This window comes from Pseudoalteromonas sp. CO325X, from assembly GCF_004208955.1.
Lineage (GTDB): Bacteria > Pseudomonadota > Gammaproteobacteria > Enterobacterales > Alteromonadaceae > Pseudoalteromonas > Pseudoalteromonas ruthenica.
On sequence record NZ_SGPG01000001.1, the window covers coordinates 89,362 to 105,613 of the forward strand.

The 16,252-nt window shown below is 45.6% G+C and carries 17 protein-coding genes; 7 read left to right on the forward strand and 10 right to left on the reverse strand.

Going from position 1 to position 16,252, the window contains the following annotated elements; translation table 11 throughout:
- The first annotated feature begins 66 nt into the window (after window positions 1-66).
- From EXT46_RS00440 to EXT46_RS00450, 3 genes are all read left to right on the forward strand, one after another.
- A complete protein-coding gene (locus EXT46_RS00440; RefSeq protein WP_240701060.1) occupies window positions 67-1,881 on the forward strand; it encodes a bifunctional diguanylate cyclase/phosphodiesterase in 1,815 nt (604 codons plus the stop codon).
- A 69-nt stretch (window positions 1,882-1,950) separates the two neighbouring features.
- A complete protein-coding gene (locus tag EXT46_RS00445) occupies window positions 1,951-2,769 on the forward strand; it encodes a transporter substrate-binding domain-containing protein (protein ID WP_240701061.1) in 819 nt (272 codons plus the stop codon).
- Between the two features lie 129 nt (window positions 2,770-2,898).
- Window positions 2,899-3,672, forward strand: coding sequence for a YggN family protein (locus EXT46_RS00450; RefSeq protein WP_053909982.1), 774 nt, complete (start codon window positions 2,899-2,901; stop codon window positions 3,670-3,672).
- Window positions 3,673-3,680: 8 nt separating this feature from the next.
- On the opposite strand, the gene yacG is transcribed toward EXT46_RS00450, so the two are convergent.
- The 9 genes from yacG to trmL all read right to left on the reverse strand — a co-directional run bounded on the left by yacG (window position 3,681) and on the right by trmL (window position 12,568).
- On the reverse strand, window positions 3,681-3,920 hold the full coding sequence (gene yacG / locus EXT46_RS00455; RefSeq protein WP_130144524.1) for a DNA gyrase inhibitor YacG: 240 nt from the start codon (window positions 3,918-3,920) through the stop codon (window positions 3,681-3,683).
- 77 nt (window positions 3,921-3,997) lie between these two features.
- Window positions 3,998-5,677: a type IV-A pilus assembly ATPase PilB gene (gene pilB / locus EXT46_RS00460; protein WP_130144526.1), complete on the reverse strand. Its 1,680-nt coding sequence runs from the start codon at window positions 5,675-5,677 to the stop codon at window positions 3,998-4,000.
- Window positions 5,678-5,765: 88 nt separating this feature from the next.
- On the reverse strand, window positions 5,766-6,371 hold the full coding sequence (coaE, locus tag EXT46_RS00465) for a dephospho-CoA kinase (RefSeq protein WP_130144528.1): 606 nt from the start codon (window positions 6,369-6,371) through the stop codon (window positions 5,766-5,768).
- Between the two features lie 7 nt (window positions 6,372-6,378).
- Window positions 6,379-7,275 (reverse strand): A24 family peptidase, encoded by an 897-nt coding sequence (locus EXT46_RS00470; protein ID WP_165381033.1) that lies wholly within the window; start codon window positions 7,273-7,275, stop codon window positions 6,379-6,381.
- Window positions 7,276-8,505 carry a type II secretion system F family protein gene (locus tag EXT46_RS00475; RefSeq protein WP_130144530.1) on the reverse strand — a complete coding sequence of 410 codons (1,230 nt, stop codon included), beginning with the start codon at window positions 8,503-8,505 and terminating at the stop codon, window positions 7,276-7,278. It lies immediately after the preceding gene.
- A gap of 80 nt (window positions 8,506-8,585) precedes the next feature.
- The gene (gene pilB / locus EXT46_RS00480) at window positions 8,586-10,277 is read right to left on the reverse strand and encodes a type IV-A pilus assembly ATPase PilB (protein ID WP_130144532.1); all 1,692 of its coding nucleotides are present in this window, start codon (window positions 10,275-10,277) and stop codon (window positions 8,586-8,588) included.
- Between the two features lie 123 nt (window positions 10,278-10,400).
- Window positions 10,401-10,826, reverse strand: coding sequence for a pilin (locus EXT46_RS00485; RefSeq protein WP_130144533.1), 426 nt, complete (start codon window positions 10,824-10,826; stop codon window positions 10,401-10,403).
- Window positions 10,827-11,203: 377 nt separating this feature from the next.
- On the reverse strand, window positions 11,204-12,055 hold the full coding sequence (gene nadC, locus EXT46_RS00490; RefSeq protein ID WP_130144534.1) for a carboxylating nicotinate-nucleotide diphosphorylase: 852 nt from the start codon (window positions 12,053-12,055) through the stop codon (window positions 11,204-11,206).
- A 48-nt stretch (window positions 12,056-12,103) separates the two neighbouring features.
- Window positions 12,104-12,568: a tRNA (uridine(34)/cytosine(34)/5-carboxymethylaminomethyluridine(34)-2'-O)-methyltransferase TrmL gene (gene trmL / locus EXT46_RS00495; protein WP_130144536.1), complete on the reverse strand. Its 465-nt coding sequence runs from the start codon at window positions 12,566-12,568 to the stop codon at window positions 12,104-12,106.
- A 90-nt stretch (window positions 12,569-12,658) separates the two neighbouring features.
- On the opposite strand from trmL, the gene EXT46_RS00500 reads away from it, so the two are divergent.
- Window positions 12,659-13,597: a cation diffusion facilitator family transporter gene (locus EXT46_RS00500; protein ID WP_205988190.1), complete on the forward strand. Its 939-nt coding sequence runs from the start codon at window positions 12,659-12,661 to the stop codon at window positions 13,595-13,597.
- 12 nt (window positions 13,598-13,609) lie between these two features.
- Here EXT46_RS00500 and rlmJ read toward each other — a convergent pair whose 3' ends face one another.
- Window positions 13,610-14,449, reverse strand: coding sequence for a 23S rRNA (adenine(2030)-N(6))-methyltransferase RlmJ (rlmJ, locus tag EXT46_RS00505; RefSeq protein ID WP_130144538.1), 840 nt, complete (start codon window positions 14,447-14,449; stop codon window positions 13,610-13,612).
- Between the two features lie 247 nt (window positions 14,450-14,696).
- Between rlmJ and zapB the strand changes: the two genes are divergently transcribed.
- Genes zapB through EXT46_RS00520 form a run of 3 tightly spaced genes read left to right on the forward strand, consistent with a single transcriptional unit; the run spans window position 14,697 to window position 16,226 of the window.
- Window positions 14,697-14,927, forward strand: a complete 231-nt coding sequence (zapB, locus tag EXT46_RS00510; protein WP_130144540.1) for a cell division protein ZapB — start codon at window positions 14,697-14,699, stop codon at window positions 14,925-14,927.
- A complete protein-coding gene (locus tag EXT46_RS00515; protein WP_130144542.1) occupies window positions 14,927-15,217 on the forward strand; it encodes a cell division protein ZapA in 291 nt (96 codons plus the stop codon). Before zapB ends, EXT46_RS00515 begins: the two co-directional genes overlap by 1 nt.
- 28 nt (window positions 15,218-15,245) lie before the next feature.
- Window positions 15,246-16,226: an MBL fold metallo-hydrolase gene (locus EXT46_RS00520; RefSeq protein ID WP_130144544.1), complete on the forward strand. Its 981-nt coding sequence runs from the start codon at window positions 15,246-15,248 to the stop codon at window positions 16,224-16,226.
- Window positions 16,227-16,252 lie beyond the last annotated feature (26 nt).

A 16,252-nucleotide genomic window follows, 5' to 3' on the forward strand; every position in this document is an offset into this window, starting at 1 on the left:
ATTCATGACGCTGTCATAATCCCTTGCTAGGCTTTGCCACCATTTTAATATTGGGTGTACAAAGCTGTGAGTGCCGAATTAATAGCAGAATTAGCCGAAATTATTGAAAAGCGCCAAGTTACCTGCGTTTTTCAACCTATTTTTGACTTCTACCAAGAAGCGATAATTGGCTATGAAGCACTCAGTAGGGGGCCTGAAGATAGCTTTTTGCACAGACCCGACGCTCTATTTAGCTGTGCTGTAGCGCACCATCGTCTTTCCGAATTAGAGTTACTGTGTCGAGAAACGGCAATAGCCTCATTCGCTAAGCAGCAATTAGCTGGCAAGTTGTTTCTCAATGTCAGCCCCAACACGTTATCGGATCCGGCTCACCCTAAAGGGCAAACCCTGCAGCTGCTGCGAGATTATGGCCTCGGTGCGCAGCAAGTAGTTATTGAGCTCACCGAGCAAGATAAAGTGGATAATACCGAGCAGTTACGCAAAGCGGTTGCACATTATCGTCAGCTTGGCTTTCTCATTGCCATAGATGATTTAGGAGCGGGGTATTCAGGGCTTAAACAATGGTCAGAAATACAACCCGATATTGTCAAAATAGACCGCTACTTTATAGACCATTGCGATCAAAGTCCGGTGAAAAAAGAGTTTTTAAAATCTATAACGGAGCTAGCAAAAGCCACACATACTCGGGTGGTCGCCGAGGGAATAGAGCGAGAAGAAGAGTTTCAATTGTTACGAACACTCGAGCTACATACGGTACAGGGATATTTATTCGAGCGCCCGAGTGCAGAGCCTAGCCAGCAATTTGAGGCGCAACGCTTGCAAAATTTAGGGCACACTCACCATCAGCACTTTGTTGAGCCATCGCTGGCGGTGGGATGGTTAGCGATAGAGCAACAAGCTATCTGCCAACACACTTTGTGTCGAGAGGCGCAGCGTATTTTTGATAACGATAAGGCGCTGTTTTCACTGGTTGTTATTGATCAGTATCACCAGCCCGTTGGCTTGCTATACAAAGAGCAGTTAACAGAAGTGTTTGCTTCACCTTATGGTCATGCTTTGTATGACAAAAAGCCGATAGCGTCGTTGATGGACGCCGAGCCACTCGTGGTTGATGAAAATGAGCAGCTTGATAGAGTGAGCCGGCAAATTACCGACAATGATTTTGATATCCGTCGCTATATCATCGTAACTAGAGGCGGTAAGTATTTAGGTGTCGTGCATCTGCGGCAAATTCTCAAGCACATGACCGAAGAAAAAGTACGTCATGCTCAGCATGCTAACCCACTGACCATGTTACCCGGCAATATCGCCATTAATGATGCGATTGAGCACCGTTTGCGCAGCAACCGTGCCTTTTCGATTGCTTATTTTGATTTGAACCATTTCAAACAGTTCAATGATTTATACGGCTATGCCAGTGGCGATAGTGTGATTAAATTATTAGCTGATATCATCCGCAGTCATTGCCAAGCCGTTCCCTGCTTTATTGGCCATATTGGCGGTGATGACTTTATGGTTGTATTTGATGGTGAGGATGCCAGTGCTACATGCCAGGCTGTGATTGCTGATTTTGATACTCAGGTTCGGCGATTTTTTAGCCCTGAGCATATCGCAGCGCAAGGTTATTGGAGCTGTAATCGTGAAGGGCAGCGTCAGTTCGTGCCGTTATTGGCTTTGGCCGTGGGGTTAGTCACACCAGATACACGTAGCTGCGATAATAGTCACCAAGTTGCGACATTAGCGACCGATGCAAAAAAAGAGGCTAAGCGTCACAAGGGGAGCCTCCTCTTTTGCTGCCAGCGACGCGGGCCCGCCGCACCGTTATTTCGTATACACCCTGAGCCACTGGACTCGCTTTCACCGTTGTCATTACATGAATAAAATCACATTAGTTCTGTGTTGCAGTGTGTCAATATGGACGGTAGTTTGAGCGCAGAGCTGAGGAGGTGAATGATGGTTGAGGGATTATTAACAAGGGCACTGTTGTTTTCACTTATGCTGTGTGTCCCTGTTTACGCTCAGCAACCAGTTCGTGTTGCCCAAGAAATGCGTCCTCTGTATCCCCGTGATTATTACTTACAAGCGCTATTGCAAAGCGCATTAGCTATCAGTGATAAGCCATATACTATCAGTTATGTTGATGTGCATCCGCATCAACAGCGTATTTTGTACATGCTTGATGGTAAGCGTGTCGACGTGCACTGGAGTATGACCAGCCCAGCACGAGAAAAGTTAGCTATTGCGGTTAAGGTACCGCTATTTAAGGGGCTCATTGGTCAGCGAGTACTGCTTGCGCACCCGAAACTGGCGAGGGCACTCAGCGCCGTAGAGTCAGTATCGCAGCTACGCCAGTTCAGCGCTGTGCAAGGTCATGATTGGCCAGATACCAACATACTCGCCGCTAACAATTTACCAGTAAAAGCCGTAGCAAATTATCAAACGATGTTTCGCTTAACAGCGCAGCAGCGGGTCGATTATTTTCCTCGTTCCGTGATTGAAGTGGTTGATGAACTACAAGCCCATCAGCAGATGCAGCTACAAATTGTTGATCACGTTGTGCTTAATTACCCGAGTGCATTTTACTTCTTTGTCTCTAAGAATCGGCCTGAGTTAGCGACGCATCTTCGACAGGGGTTGAATGAGCTTATCCAGCGTGGTGAGTTTGATGCGCTATTTACACGCTACTTCTCAGCCAACCTAGAGACACTGTCGTTAGCGTCACGCCGACATATTATGCTGGCCAACCCTTTTTACATTGAGTCACCTTAACATGTTGAACAAGCGGTAGTTCCTCGCTGTTTTACTTATGAAGCGCAGGGCTAACAAAAAATTTGCCTATTTGCTTCATGGTCACTCTTTGATAATCTTAGCGCAGCTTATTTGGGAGTTGCTATGTCACTGCGTTGGTTGGGTCTGTCTGTCATGTTATCCATAGTGGGTGTACACAAGGTACATGCCCAGACTCATTGTGACGTGGAACTAACCCACGGGCTTATCATCACTGACGACATTATCCGCATCGTTGATAACAACCAAACCCGTGTGCAAATAAACCAAGACCAGCAGTTGGTTGTGCGTGGGCAGTGGATTGAACTGAACGAGCAAGAGACAGCGGTGCTGCATCAATATAGCATGATGATCCGCGATACTGTTCCAGAGTTAGTAGACCTTGCCACCGATGGCGTTAACATTGGCCTGAGTGCCATTGAGGATGTGGTCACGGGCCTTTCTGACAAAGAGCCTGAAATTCTTAAAACACAGTTACAGTATGTAGAACGAGCGTTACGTGACAAGTTTAAGCGTGGTGACGACTTTTTCTTTATTGCGCCGCAATCGTTATCCAAATTAGATGACTTTTTTGCCCAAGAAGTATCGAAAAAAATTCACACCGCAATCCAAGGTTCTTTAGGTGCCATACTGGTGTCACTGGGCGACGCGTTCCAATCTCGAGAGGGAAATATTGAAGAGCGCATTAACGATATGGGTCAGCGCATGGAGATCATCACAGCGGAAATCGATAAGTCGTTACAGAAAAAAGCGCAGCAGCTTGAACAAAAATCTGTTGAATATTGCAGATGCCTGAATGCGCTTGATAAAACAGAATCAAAACTCCAGCAGATTGTACCTGAATTAGCAGATTTTGACTTGGTGAATATTAAAACCTCGAGCTAACTCAGCCGTTAGTCTTTAAAAAACGAATCATCATTTTGCGCGAGCATGGCTTCAATTTCTTCTATGAATTCAGCCTTATCGACGCCTTCGCTATCCCCATTCATTGCGCTAGAGATTTTGTTGTTTTCACTAGACCACTCGCCTAGATCAATCAGCTGACAACGTTTACTACAAAACGGGCGATAGGGGCTTTGTGCAGACCAGGTCACTTGCTTTTCGCAAGTTGGGCATTTTACAATGGCAGGCATAGTATTAGGGGCTGTGAAACTTTCATGGCGGCAGTGTAACTGAGAGCAGGGCGCTTTAAAAGGCCTATAAGTACAACCTACAGCCGCGTAACACGATTAATCTCAGATAGTGAGGTAATGCCCTCTGCAGCTTTACGTAGCCCCGATTGACGCAATGTCGCACAGCCAGCTTCCTTGGCTGTTTCGGCTATATCTATCGAGCTACCACCGGAAACAATCACTTTGGCAATATCCGCTGAAACTTCTAATACCTCATAAATGCCCACCCGGCCTTTATACCCGTCAGTACACTGGTCGCAACCTTTTGCTTGATACAGTTTTACTTGTGCCACTGAGTTAGCATCAAACCCTTGTTTAATAAGTTCTTCAGTTGGCAGCTGCTCTGGCTCTTTACAGTATTTGCAAAGACGGCGTGCTAAGCGTTGAGCGATGATCAGCGACACCGAGCTAGCCACGTTGTATGCCGGTACGCCCATGTTTAACAGTCGTGTGATAGTCTCAGGTGCGGAGTTGGTATGCAGGGTGGAAAGCACCAAGTGCCCGGTCTGTGCGGCTTTGATGGCGACTTCAGCGGTTTCTAAGTCCCTTATTTCGCCCACCATTACTACATCTGGGTCTTGACGTAAGAAGGCGCGAAGAGCGTTTGCGAACGTCAGCTCAGCTTTTGGGTTGATTTGTACTTGGTTTATGCCCTTAACGTTAATCTCGACCGGATCTTCGGCTGTAGAGATATTGCGCTCAGGTGTATTTAAAATGCTTAAGCCTGAGTAAAGAGAGACTGTCTTTCCAGAGCCAGTGGGGCCGGTGACAAGTATCATACCTTGAGGTTGTTGCAGTGCGCGCAGATAAAGTTGCTTTTGCTCCTCCTCATAACCGAGCGCGTCAATTCCTAAACTGGCATTGGAGGAATCTAGCACCCGCATAACAATTTTTTCTCCCCACATAGTTGGCAACGTACTGACTCGAAAATCAATGCTATTACGCGGCGAGATCGTCAGTTTAATGCGGCCATCTTGAGGTTTGCGCTTTTCCGAAATATCTAGTTTAGACATTACCTTGATGCGGGCTGCAAGGCGAGTGGACAGCGCATAAGGTGGATTGGCCATCTCATGTAACACACCATCAATACGAAAGCGTATGCGGTAGTCGCCATCATAGGGCTCAAAGTGTAAATCAGAAGCACCTCGGCGTATGGCATCACGAAGAATTTTATTGATATAGACAATGATGGGGGCGTCGTCATCGTTACTGCCCTGTTCCGGATGATGATTATCATAATCTTGCTTGGCGAGGTGATTGAGTTCGTCGCTATCCTCTTGCGCTAGCTTCAGTGTGTGGGTGGCATCGAACAGCTGCTCGATGAGATTATCTATTTGCCGATAATCAGCCAGCACCACTTCACATTGAAGCCCGGTACTAAACTCGTAATTTTCAAAAGCACCGTAGTCAGTAGGGTCTGAGGCGGCGAGAAATAGCTTGTTGCCCTTAGCAGAGATGGGCAGCATATGATGACGACGAATTAACTGCTCATTTAGCAAGTGCTTGTCTATGCTTCTGGGATCAAAGGAGCTCAAATCAATATACGGAGTGCGAAAGAGTTCAACACATTGTGCCAATAGTTCTTGATTACTCATATTGCTGCTACGGACTATGGTCTCTGCTGCGCAGCGGCTTTGCTCTTGGTGCGCCTTTACCGTATCGCTATCGATACGTCCTAAGGTAATAAATTTACGAATCAAAGGTGAGTTAATATTCATAGGTCCCGCAACCAAGTTAATAACAATAATGTATAGCAAGCTCAATGATTTAAGCCATTACAAGCTGTAACATTAAGTGTTATCGATCTTAGCGGGAATGCAAATTAGCGAGGTGCAAATAGTTTTGGTGGTACAGAGATACCTTGGCACAGAGATCAGTGATTACCCCAGCATTAGAGATTATATCGTTGGCCTTTGCGACTTTATCTCGGCGTGACATTTGTGCCTTTAAGATAGCTTGTGCTTGTTGCTCAGTGATATGGTCTCGAGCGCAAGTACGACTTATTTGTACAGTTTCAGGCACATCGATCAATAAGGTGCGCTGACAATACTTATCAAGGCTGTTTTCAAAAAGTAGTGGCGCCTCAAGGATTGCATAGGCACTTTGTGCCTGCTCCAGTTGGGTGAGCATCTCAGTACGGATAAGTGGGTGCAAAAGTGCATTTAACCACTGCTTTTCGCTTTCGTCTGCAAAAATGATGTCACGTAGCTTAGCGCGATTAAGGCTACCATCATCCAACAGCAGCGAACGGCCATGACGGCTAACGATGCCGGCTAATCCGTCAGTGCCTGGCTGTACTACTTGGCGAGCAACAACATCGGCATCGACAACAGTGATGCCGAGCTGCTGAAACAAGGCGCTAACGGTTGATTTACCAGAGCCTATCCCCCCGGTTAGACCAAGCGTCCACATCGTTGTTTTAACCCAAAATAGCGCTGAAATAAGCGCCTTGGATTTGCTCCCCCCAAAGCATGGCTATCCAGCCAGCAATGGCAATATAAGGGCCAAACGGAATCGGGGTTGCTTTATCTTTGCCTTGAATAGAGAGTAAAGTAATACCAATTACGGCACCCACAATGCTAGACAGTAGTATGATCATCAGTAATGCTTGCCAACCTAATAAGGCACCAAATACCGCCAGCAGTTTAAAGTCGCCATAGCCCATCCCTTCTTTACCGGTCAGCAATTTGAACAGCCAATAAACGCTCCATAAGCTAAGGTAGCCTGCGGCAGCGCCAATTAGTGCTGCACTCGGTTCTATGGTGATCCCTGCAACACTAGCTAATAAAGCTAGCCATAACAGCGGTAACGTCAACTGATCTGGCAACAACATATGGTCTATGTCTATGAAAGTCAGTGCCACCAACACCCAGGTGATAATGATGTAAAGCACGGTTAGTTGAGTGGGGCCAAAGATAAGCGCGACAACTAAACTTAAAACAGCAGTGATGAGCTCTATAGCTGGATAGCGAATAGAGATAGGCGTCTTGCAGTAAGCGCATTGGCCTTTTAAAAATAGCCAACTAAGCAAGGGAATATTGTGCCAGGCCTTGATTTTGTTATTGCATTTCGGACAGGTCGAAGCTGGCGTTAGAAGGTTAAAAGGAGCGGATGCTGATTGGTTTTGTTCACCTTTTGATATCAATTCATCGGCAAGTAGTAAGCGACACTCTGACTGCCACTGATTTTGCATCATCTTTGGAATGCGGTAAATAACCACATTGAGGAAGCTACCCACAGCTAAGGATACAAAAAGAACCGTGGTTATAAAAAACCACGGTTCGCTTTTCATTAATTCGATTACTTCTGAAAACATTTATACAACCTGGCCCAACTGAAATATGGGTAAGTACATTGCGATAATAAGGCCACCGATTAGCACCCCTAGCACTGCCATAATGAGTGGCTCTAATAGGCTTGAGAGGCCGTCCACGGCATCATCTACTTCTTGTTCATAAATAGTTGCCACTTTAGCAAGCATATCATCCAGTGAACCAGATTCCTCGCCGATGGCGACCATTTGAATTACCATGTCAGGGAATATATTGGAGTTTCGCATTGCCCAGTTCATCGGGTTACCAGAGCTGACCTCAGCTTTGATATCTAAAATTGCATCTCTATAAACGGCGTTACCTGAAGCTCCCGCTGCAGAGTCCAATGCATCGACTAAAGGGACACCTGCGGCGAAAGTGGTCGATAATGTTCGGGCATAACGTGCTACTGCAGCTTTATTTAAAATCATACCAACTATCGGGATCTTTAAGATGAACCTATCGACGTTATCTCTAAAGCTCTTATTCTTCTGGTGTATGTGCTTAAATATGTAGCCACCGCCGACAATGATAAGCAGCCCAAGCCACCAATACTCTTGTAAAAAGTTTGAAATGGCGATTACCATTAGTGTAAATGCAGGCAACTCTGCGCCAAAACCTGCAAAAATATCCTGAAACTGAGGGACTACAAAAATTAATAGAATAGAAGTGACGATTATCGCTACAACTATCACCGCTACCGGATAGAACATCGCTTTCTTTATTTTTGATTTGAGAGCTTCCGCTTTTTCTTTGTAAAGAGCAACGCGATCGAATATTCTATCTAACGCACCCGACTGCTCGCCTGAAGCAACTAAGTCACAATATAAATCATCAAAATACTTCGGATGCTTTTTCAGGGCGGCACTTAGTGGCTGACCGGCCTTTACTTCTTCTCCTATATTTCGCAACAGGTTCTTGACGCTCTTATTTTCAGAACCATCGGCTATCATATCGATAGCTTGAACCAAAGACACGCCGGCAAGCAGCATGGTGGCCAATTGCCGGGTAAACATAGCAATATCTTTAGCGGTGATTTTTTTTTCACCTGATATGCCAAACAGGGGCTTAGGCTTACGCTTGACTTTGGATGGTGTGATCCCTTGCTTACGCAACTGGGCCTTGACGAGGGCTATACTGGTACCGGTTAGTTCGCCCTCAAGCTTTTTGCCACGAGTACTCACACCCACCCACTGGAACGTGTCCAGTTGGTTTGCTTGTTGTTGTTTTGCCATTATTTTCTCACAAGCTCTGCTGATTACTTAATTTTAACACAGGCTTTAAGTAAAGGTTACTGCTGATTTGTATAACCGGCTCACATGTTGGTAACGCGATTGACTTCAACCAAACTGGTTACACCTTGAGCAACCTTTTGTAGCCCTGATTTTCTTAAATCGTTGACACCCTCTTGAGCGGCGACTTCTGCTATTTCTAGCGAGTTACCGCCGCGCATAATAATTTCAGCGATTTTCGGAGTAATGGGCATCACCTCATAAATACCGACACGGCCTTTGTAACCTTCAGTACAGTCATCACAGCCTACTGGTTTATAGACAGTCAAATCGCTTAGCTGCTCGTGCGTAAAGCCTTGCTTAAGTAGCTCCTCTTGAGGTAGCTGTTCAGGCTCTTTGCAATGCTTGCATAACCGACGAGCTAGACGCTGGGCGATAATCAAGCTCACTGAGCTGGCAATGTTGTATGAAGGCACACCCATATTCATCAAACGAGTCAGAGTTTCCGGTGCTGAGTTGGTGTGCAGTGTCGATAGTACTAAGTGGCCTGTTTGCGCCGCTTTGATAGATATTTCAGCTGTTTCTAAGTCTCGAATCTCACCCACCATCACAATATCAGGGTCTTGACGCAAAAATGCACGCAAAGCATTGGCAAAGGTCATATCAGATTTAGCACTGATTTGAACCTGGTTAATCCCCTCAAGGTTTATTTCAACGGGGTCTTCGGCTGTACTAATATTGCGCTCGGTGGTATTAAGAATATTGAGACCGGTATAAAGTGATACGGTTTTACCTGAACCTGTAGGACCGGTAACTAAAATCATCCCCTGGGGCTGAGCAAGTGCGTCCAAATAGAGCTGTTTTTGCTTTGGTTCATAACCAAGTATATCAATGCCGAGCATTGCACTGGAACTATCAAGAATACGCATTACAATTTTCTCACCCCAAAGAGTGGGGAGGGTGCTCACACGAAAATCGATGCTTTTTTTGGCATTTATTTTTAATTTAATACGGCCATCTTGGGGTTTACGCTTCTCTGCTAAGTCCATATGCGACATCACCTTGATACGTGCAGCGATACGGCTTTCGAGATTGATTGGGGGGGAAGCAATTTCATGAAGCACGCCATCAACACGAAAGCGTATACGGTAGCGTTTTTCATAGGGCTCAAAGTGTAAATCGGAAGCACCGCGCTTGATGGCATCCATCAAAATTTTATTGATATAAACGATAATGGGGGCGTCATCATCTTTAGAGTTAACATCGGTGGCCAAATCTTTCTTATTACCATCACCAGAATCTACCCCCTCGAGCTCCTCCATATCATTTTCAGTCAACCCTAAACTTGAAGTGCTATCAAACAGAGAATCAATGGCTTTGTCTAGGTGATCATGTCTAACTACGATCGCCTCAGTTTGCATTCCTGTATTGAACTCGTAATCCTCAAAAGCACTAAAGTCAGTGGGATCTGCCGTCGCGATGTAAATGGTTTTGCCTTTAACCGCGAGAGGAAGCAACTTGTGCTTGCGGATAAGCTTTTCATTAATAAACTCTTCATCAGGAGAAAGTGACAGGTCTACAACAGACAGGTCAAGTTGGGAGGCATAGAAAAGCTTACTAGCATGCTGTTGAAGCTCTGCTGGACTCATCGAGCCGGCTTTACACATCGCTTCCACTAACGTTAAGTCTTGCTCTTTTTTTATTTTAGATAATTCGTTTAGATCGAAATAGCCTTGGGTAGATAGTCTTCTTGCAAATGGGGAGCTAAGATTCATGTGAATCTCTCAAAGGTGTCAGGTTAATTTACTTTCTTATGCTACACGTGAAGAGAGCGATTTTCAGCAACAAGGTAACACTGCCATTGGGCAGTGCTACCATTCTTTTCTTTAGTGTCTCAATTATCGACAGTTTGCTGGAAGGTATTTTGTTTCTATACCGTTAGTAGAACACTTCCAAGTTAAAGAGTTATTTTTCGTGGATGGAGTCAGAATGAGCTCGCCTTTAGCTTTACCATCGACATCAACAGTGTATGTTAAAACGCCACCAGCAGCAGTAACAGCAGTAATGTAAGTGCTAGCGATACTGTTAAAGTCTACTCCTGCTGCCGCAGCATCTGCAGGTAATTTATTTTCAGATTGATAGTACTCAGAAACAGAGTTTTTATGAGCACCTGCTTGTACTAGCACTTCAGCCATTTTTGCTCGTACAGTGTAGTCTTGGTATGCTGGAAGCGCTACTGCTGCCAAAATACCGATGATCGCAACAACGATCATTAATTCAATCAGGGTGAAACCCTGTTGTTTGTTTTGAGTCATTTTTTCCATGTTCCTCTCCTAAAGGATTGTTGGGCAAAGTTAAGGTAACCAGTATTGCTAAATCGTTGATTCGGCAATTGGTCGACTAGTTGCTTGTACTACGTGGGGCAACAAGCGCCTAGCAATGTCAAAACCTACAGGTTCAGATATCTTAGGAAGTATAGTCCAATTGTTGAATTCAACTAACTGAGACACCGTTCCTTGAGTGTAGATTTCTTTAATTACAGTTTCGTTGATTTATAACAAAGTATTACTACCTAAGTATAAATCTCATTCTTTAAAACTAGATGCTATCACGGCATTTTGGCTTTGTGTAGCAGTTTTTTTAACAACTGCTAACATCTATACCGAATTCAGCTATTCTACTTGAATATTTTGCAAAGTCACTATAGCTGTTGAAAACGCAGTGATAAATCAACAGCTTCAATGTGTTTAGTCAAGGCGCCACTGGATACGTAGTCTACGCCAACGTTAGCGTACTGTTGCAAAGTTGCCAAAGTGATATTGCCCGATACTTCTAGCTTGGCAGATTTGTTAGTTAGTTTAACGGCTGTATTTACATCCGCTAAAGAAAAGTTATCAAGCATAATAATGTCCGCGCTAGCATTGAGCGCTTGTTGCAACTCATCGAGATTCTCAACTTCAACTTCTACAGGCTTATCCGCGTGATTGTGCTTGGCTTGGGAAACCGCAGCAGCAATACCGCCACAGGCGGCGATATGGTTTTCTTTAATTAAGAATGCATCAAATAAACCGATACGGTGGTTCACTCCGCCGCCACATTTGACCGCGTATTTTTGCAGTGCACGTAAACCTGGAATAGTTTTACGAGTATCTAGTAATTTAGTGTTGGAATTGGCCAGGACTTGGCTATAGGTATAAGCTGCTGTGGCCGTTGCACTTAACGTTTGTACGAAGTTAAGTGCCGTGCGCTCGGCGGTCAAAATAGCTCGGGCGCTGCCTTTGGCGCTAAATAGGCGCTGCTCGGGTCGCACTTTATCCCCATCAGCGACGAAAAAAGTGAGTTCGACACTGGGATCTACTTGAGCAAAAACTTCTTTTACCAACTCTTGGCCACAAAAAATGGCTTCCTCTCGGGTGATAACATCGGCATTAGCCTGCTGCTGCTCAGGGATCAGCTGTGCGGTAATATCTCCTTCACTTGGGCTGAGACCATTTAAGTCTTCATCAAGGGCTTGTTGAACGAGTTGGCGAATCAGTGCTTGGCTTGGTGTCATAATATCTAGTTCTTATATAGCTGGTTAGAGAATGTAGCGTCAGTGCGTTTAGCAGGCGCCCTCAAAGTCGAGTTGGCGCCAGGATTCATAAACAAATACCGCGACTGCATTCGATAGGTTCATACTGCGGCTGTTTGCTTGCATGGGGATACGTACCCGTTGTTCTGCAGGTAAATAGGCAATAACTTCGCTAGGCAGCCCGCGTGTTTCGGGGCCAAACAGCAGCGCGTCACCTGGTTGATAGGCGACTTCATGATGAAAGCGCGTACCTTTGGTGGTACATGCGTAAATACGTTTTGGGGCACAGGCGTCGATATAAGCTTCTAAGCTTGCATGGCGCTGAACATTAGAGAACTCGTGATAATCCAAGCCTGCCCGTTTAATACGTTTGTCATCCCACTCAAACCCCAATGGTTCTATTAAGTGTAAGCGGTAGCCGGTGTTGGCACACAAGCGAATAATATTACCGGTATTAGGGGGGATTTCGGGTTGAAATAAAACAATGTCTAACATAAGTCTTCTGAGCTGAGCGCGATACAGTGGCGTGAGTATACCAAAGATGGTTAAAATGACGCATAGATTCGATAACTCTAGGTGCATTTTATGAACAACCAAGGCGCGTCAACCCCAGCAAGAGGTTACAACTTTTGGGTGCGCTTCGCTAACTTGATTACGTTGGCTATGGTTAGTTTGATGATTGCAACTAAAGCGTGGGCGTGGTTGGCATCAGGCTCTGCCGCGATGCTAGGGTCACTGACCGACTCACTGCTTGATATAAGCGCCACCTTAATGAACTTCTTTGTTCTGAGTTATGCCTTAAAACCGGCTGACGACGACCATCGTTTTGGTCATGGTAAAGCGGAAGCTTTGGCTGGTCTCGGTCAAGCCGCTTTTATCAGTGGCAGTGGCTGCTTATTAGCCTTTCATGCCATCGAGCGCTTTATTAACCCTGTCACTGTCAATCATACATTGTTGGGTGTGTGGGTGAGTATTTTTGCTATTTTTTGCACCTTAATCGTTGTCTATGTGCAATATCAATCTATTAAGCGTACTGAGTCGGTGGCGATAAAAGCCGATTCACTGCACTATAAGGGTGATCTATTACTGAACTTAGCAGTATTGCTTGCTCTGATGTTGGCCTACTACGGTATTGCCGGTGCCGATCCATTTTTTGCTATCTTAGTTGCTGCCTACTTGCTTTACAATGCTTGGCAAATTGGCACCGAGAGTGCGGCGCATTTAATGGACAAAGAACTACCCGATGAAGAAAAAACGCAGATAGTGGCAGTTGCCAAAAGCCACGCGCAAGTTTTAGGGGTGCACGATTTGCGTACTCGCCAAGGCGGCAAAGTACGCTTTGTGCAACTTCATTTAGAACTTGATGACAACATGCCTTTGATCAGGGCACACCAAGTCGCGGACGAGGTAGCGCTACTTATTCAAGAGGCGTTTAGCGAACAAAAGCACCCTGAGTTCGGTGGTGAAGTTGATGTGCTGATTCACCAAGATCCAATTTCAGTGGTCAATAAATCAAGTTGTTAGTGTTGTTTCAGGTTATTCATCAACCAGTTGCTCGCAACGATAAAACCCGTCTTGCTCGCTGAGCACCTTCACTAACTCCGGTAGTACCTGTTGCATCGTTGCTTTTAGCGTGTAAGGCGGGTTGATGGCAATGATCCCTGAGGCGGTCATGCCACGTTCTTCACTATCGCCTTGGGTGGCAAGCTCGAACAATTGAATGTTTCGAATACCAGAGTCAATAAAACGTTGCTCAAGGCGGTCTATGCGAGAGCGATCAACCACGGGGTACCATAACAAATAAGTGCCGGTACTAAAGCGTTGATGTGCTTTTATAAAGGTATCGACTGCTTTTTCGTAGTCACTCTTTACTTCATACGGCGGGTCCATTAACACGCATGCCCGGCGGGAAAGAGGCGGCACCAGTGCCAGCAAGCCTTTAAAGCCGTTTTCATCTTTTACTCGTAACGAGCGCTTACCTGCCATATTTTTTTGCAGTAATTTTAAGTCTTGAGGGTGCAGCTCAAAAAACCAGCCTTTGTCTTGTTTACGTAAGTAGTGTTCAGCCACCTTAGGTGAACCCGGATAATGACGCAACTGGGCAGACTCGTTCATACCCTTAATCAGGGCTACATAATCCGCGAGCGCATCTACATCACCTTGATACTGCCACAGCTTAGCAATGCCATCATTAAACTCTTGGGTTTTCTGCATATCGGCATTGTCGATGGCGAAAAAACCGGCTCCCGAGTGGGTATCAATATAATCAAAGGGCTTATCTTTTTTGATCATGTGCTGCAGTGTTTGTGCTAACACTAGGTGCTTCACCACATCGGCGGGGTTGCCAGCATGAAAAGAATGGCGATAACTGAGCATAACGGCTCCTAAAACTTAAATTGTGGTCATTTTACTGTATTTGCACCAGATAAACAGAGCTAGATGGGTACTTTAGGTGATTGATTAATAAGCAGCTACTATAAACCGCTGCTGAATATTGGGTGATTTAAATGAACCCGCTGTTAATACTGGCAAAATTTACAGGAAATACGCTACACCCCCTAGCATCGCTGGGCAGATTGCTTTACATTTGCAGATTCTAATCAACAGTTTAAAGAGCGCCTTTATGAACCAAGAAACCCTTTCCCAACTCGAACAACTGGTCGATAAATTGATTCAGCGTAACAGTGAATTACAGCAAGAAGTGAGCACCTTACGTGAAAACAATACTAAGCTAATGGACGAAAACGAAACTTTGCAGCTAGAAGTGCTAGAAAGCGAAGAAAAGCAGAAAGAAACCAGTAGTACATTAACGAACCTACTGGAAAAACTGCAGTCGGCTAGCGCGGCGGGTTAATGAGTAACGACGGACACAGCGTCAAGGTCAATTTGCTCGGTAGGGAGCATCAGTTTGCTTGTCCCCCTGGGCAAGAGCAGGCGTTACTTGATGCGGCACAGCACCTCAATGAGAGCGTTGACCATATGCGTCAGCGCTCAGCGGTGCGCAATGATGACAAAGCGTTACTTATGGCAGCACTCAACCTGTGCCATGAGTTATTAGAAGCGAAGTCGCAGCTCAATGAGCAGCAACAAATGCAGAGCCAACTGTGCTCCAAACTGACATCAGCCTTAGAAACAACATCATAAGGCGCATAGTCGCGCCCAAGGGAAGCCTATGCGCCAATTTCTGTTTTTATTATTAGCCCTCACCACCACCGTAAGCCATGCCCAGCAATGGCACAGCATCAGTGCTCATGTCGACTTTATCCAACAACATGAAAAGCTGAAATACTATGATTCAAATCAGGTGCTTATCCAAGGCGATGAATGCGCCTTATTAATCGATGCGCCGGGGGAGTTTTCGCAAACTGAGCGCTTCATTAGCAAGTTAGACAAGCAGCTAAAAGTGCCACTGTGCTATTTGTTAGTTTCTCACCCGCATGATGACCATTTATTGGGGATGGCACTGTTACAAAACCATTACCCGGACGCTAAACTTATCGTCCACCAACATCTCAATGAGCAGTTTCATCTCGCTCATGCCCAGCTCAACGAACGCTTAGATGGTTTTGCTAAGAGTATTGCTCTAAGCGAGCACCGCATGAATAACTTGCCCGAGCAAGAACAGCCACCTTGGCAGCAAAAAATAGCAGCGGCGAAAGCGCGTTTAGACAAATGGCAGCATTTAGAGCTGCAATCACCTCAGCTGGCTATAAACGAAAAGACCACATTGGACTTAGGTAATTACGAGCTCAACATATTGCCCTACGCGGCGCATACCGATGCCGACCTGATGGTATATATTGAGCAAGAGGCGCTGCTCGCCGGTGCGGATATGGTCGACATAAAACCCTACCCTGGGGAAGCAAACTTCTCGCAGTGGTTGCGCGCTTTCGATGATTTGGCAGCTCTGGATATCACTCAAGTCCTACCAGGACATGGTGATGCACATAGCAAAGCGAGCTTGAATACCCCAAAAGCGTGGTTAAGAGCCATTGTTGAGCACGTAAATACACATCCTGAGCAAAATGTAGAAGAGCTAGTCGCAAGCTTTCCAACACACTTTTCACCTAGCGAGCCAGGGTTAGAGCAGCGCGCTTACCGCGTCTTTTTAACCGCAGGGTTGCAGCGCGCCAAAGCCACACAAGGGCAATAGCACGCATAAAAAAAGCCAACCCGCTT

What these genes read in the sequence shown, in the direction of transcription:
- EXT46_RS00445 (WP_240701061.1), top strand. Translation starts at nt 1,951, where the DNA reads ATGATGGTTGAGGGATTATTAACAAGGGCACTGTTGTTTTCACTTATG.
- yacG (WP_130144524.1), bottom strand. Translation starts at nt 3,920, where the DNA reads ATGCCTGCCATTGTAAAATGCCCAACTTGCGAAAAGCAAGTGACCTGG.
- pilB (WP_130144526.1), bottom strand. Translation starts at nt 5,677, where the DNA reads ATGAATATTAACTCACCTTTGATTCGTAAATTTATTACCTTAGGACGT.
- coaE (WP_130144528.1), bottom strand. Translation starts at nt 6,371, where the DNA reads ATGTGGACGCTTGGTCTAACCGGGGGGATAGGCTCTGGTAAATCAACC.
- EXT46_RS00470 (WP_165381033.1), bottom strand. Translation starts at nt 7,275, where the DNA reads ATGTTTTCAGAAGTAATCGAATTAATGAAAAGCGAACCGTGGTTTTTT.
- EXT46_RS00475 (WP_130144530.1), bottom strand. Translation starts at nt 8,505, where the DNA reads ATGGCAAAACAACAACAAGCAAACCAACTGGACACGTTCCAGTGGGTG.
- pilB (WP_130144532.1), bottom strand. Translation starts at nt 10,277, where the DNA reads ATGAATCTTAGCTCCCCATTTGCAAGAAGACTATCTACCCAAGGCTAT.
- EXT46_RS00485 (WP_130144533.1), bottom strand. Translation starts at nt 10,826, where the DNA reads ATGGAAAAAATGACTCAAAACAAACAACAGGGTTTCACCCTGATTGAA.
- nadC (WP_130144534.1), bottom strand. Translation starts at nt 12,055, where the DNA reads ATGACACCAAGCCAAGCACTGATTCGCCAACTCGTTCAACAAGCCCTT.
- trmL (WP_130144536.1), bottom strand. Translation starts at nt 12,568, where the DNA reads ATGTTAGACATTGTTTTATTTCAACCCGAAATCCCCCCTAATACCGGT.
- EXT46_RS00500 (WP_205988190.1), top strand. Translation starts at nt 12,659, where the DNA reads ATGAACAACCAAGGCGCGTCAACCCCAGCAAGAGGTTACAACTTTTGG.
- rlmJ (WP_130144538.1), bottom strand. Translation starts at nt 14,449, where the DNA reads ATGCTCAGTTATCGCCATTCTTTTCATGCTGGCAACCCCGCCGATGTG.
- zapB (WP_130144540.1), top strand. Translation starts at nt 14,697, where the DNA reads ATGAACCAAGAAACCCTTTCCCAACTCGAACAACTGGTCGATAAATTG.
- EXT46_RS00515 (WP_130144542.1), top strand. Translation starts at nt 14,927, where the DNA reads ATGAGTAACGACGGACACAGCGTCAAGGTCAATTTGCTCGGTAGGGAG.
- EXT46_RS00520 (WP_130144544.1), top strand. Translation starts at nt 15,246, where the DNA reads ATGCGCCAATTTCTGTTTTTATTATTAGCCCTCACCACCACCGTAAGC.